The following is a 1523-nucleotide window of genomic DNA, read 5'->3' as shown; positions in this document are numbered from 1 at the left end:
GTGTCCGCCTCCGAGACGCGGGAGAAGCCCTCGATGGCCGAGCCGTCGAAGCCGATCCCCTCGCCGAACGCCCCCTCGAGCTCGGCCGGGGCCACGGCCACGGATTTCAGGGTCCCGAGCACGTCGGTGAACCACAGCCGGACGAACCGGATGTCGCGTTCCTCTAGGGTCCTGAGAACGTACTCCTGCTGGCGGTTCATGCCGTCCAACCTAGTGCCTGCCGTGTTACGTCCGTGTGACATCCGGTACGCGCCACACTCCCCGGCCCCCCTCGACCCCGCCGTGGCAGACTCGTCGGCGACGGGATCTCCCGCCATCGCCCCCTGTCCACCCGGGGACCGACACCCCCGTCGGCCTCGAGGTCACCGTAGGAAGGCCACACCGCCATGAGTGACACCACCGACACGCCGGTCTACGGATCCGGTGGCGCACCGGCCGAGGATCGACAGGGCCTGACGCGGGTCACCCGCATCCACCACCTGGCCGAGCTCAAGGCCGCGGGCGAGCCGTGGCCCATGCTCACCGCCTACGACTTCGTCTCCGCCCGGCTGTTCCAGGAGGCGGGGATCCCCGTCCTGCTGGTGGGCGACTCGGCGGCCAACGTCGTCTATGGCTACGACACCACCGTCCCGGTCACCGAGGACGAGATGATCCCACTTGTCCGGGCCGTCACCCGGGGAGCGCCCATGGCGCTCGTGGTGGCCGACCTGGTCTTCGGGAGCTACGAGGCCTCGCCGACGCAGGCCGTCGCGGCCGCCACGCGGATGATGAAGGAGGGCGGCGCCCAGGCCGTCAAGCTCGAGGGCGGCGTCCGCATGGCCCCGCAGATCAGGGCGATCGTCGACGCCGGGATCCCGGTCATGGCCCACATCGGCTTCACCCCCCAGTCCGTCAACGGCCTCGGCGGCTTCCGCGTCCAGGGCCGCGGCGACGCCGCCGACGCGCTCCGGGCCGACGCCCGCGCCGTCCAGGAGGCCGGGGCGTTCTCCGTGGTCATGGAGATGGTGCCCGCCGAGCTGGCCCGCGAGGTCACCGCCGAACTGGCGATCTCGACGGTCGGGATCGGCGCCGGCAACGGCTGCGACGCCCAGGTGCTGGTGTGGCAGGACATGGCCGGCCACGGCACCGGGCGGACGGCGAAATTCGTCAAGCGCTACGCGCGACTCGCCGACACCCTCCGCGACGCCGCCCGCGAGTACGGCGACGAGGTCCGCTCCCGGGCGTTCCCCGGCCCCGACCACTCGTTCTGATCACGCCGGGATCGTCGATGGACACGCAGACCGCGCGCCGCGCCCCGTACCCGGAGATCGGGCCCCACGAGACGGGGATGCTCGACGTGGGCGACGGCCAACGCCTGTACTGGGAGTGCTCCGGGAATCCCGCCGGGGACCCGGTCCTGTTCGTCCACGGCGGTCCCGGCGGGGGGACCTCCCCCGCCCACCGTCGGATGTTCGACCCCGCCGCGTACCGGATCATCCTGGTGGACCAGCGCGGCTGCGGGCGGAGCACCCCGCACGTCGCCG

The 1523-nt window shown here is 72.5% G+C and carries 3 protein-coding genes; 2 read left to right on the top strand and 1 reads right to left on the bottom strand.

All coding sequences use genetic code 11. The features are described from left to right. On the bottom strand, positions 1-200 hold a 200-nt coding region (locus B4M60_RS14885; protein ID WP_291085800.1), incomplete at its 3' end, for a glutamine synthetase. A gap of 186 nt (positions 201-386) precedes the next feature. Here B4M60_RS14885 and panB point away from each other — a divergent pair. Together panB and B4M60_RS14875 are read left to right on the top strand one after the other, a co-directional pair. Further along, positions 387-1250: a 3-methyl-2-oxobutanoate hydroxymethyltransferase gene (gene panB / locus B4M60_RS14880; RefSeq protein WP_291085797.1), complete on the top strand. Its 864-nt coding sequence runs from the start codon at positions 387-389 to the stop codon at positions 1248-1250. A 17-nt stretch (positions 1251-1267) separates the two neighbouring features. Further along, the coding region (locus tag B4M60_RS14875; RefSeq protein ID WP_291085794.1) for an alpha/beta fold hydrolase at positions 1268-1523 on the top strand (256 nt) is incomplete at its 3' end.

The organism is Dietzia sp. UBA5065 (genome assembly GCA_002415925.1).
In the GTDB taxonomy this organism is placed as follows: Bacteria; Actinomycetota; Actinomycetes; order Mycobacteriales; family Mycobacteriaceae; genus Dietzia.
The sequence above is the reverse complement of the archived record's forward strand: the minus strand, read 5'-3'. Positions and strand labels throughout refer to the sequence as shown.

Bases quoted from the DNA above. Each gene is read 5' to 3' on its own strand.
- panB (WP_291085797.1), top strand. From the start codon at position 387: ATGAGTGACACCACCGACACGCCGGTCTACGGATCCGGTGGCGCACCG.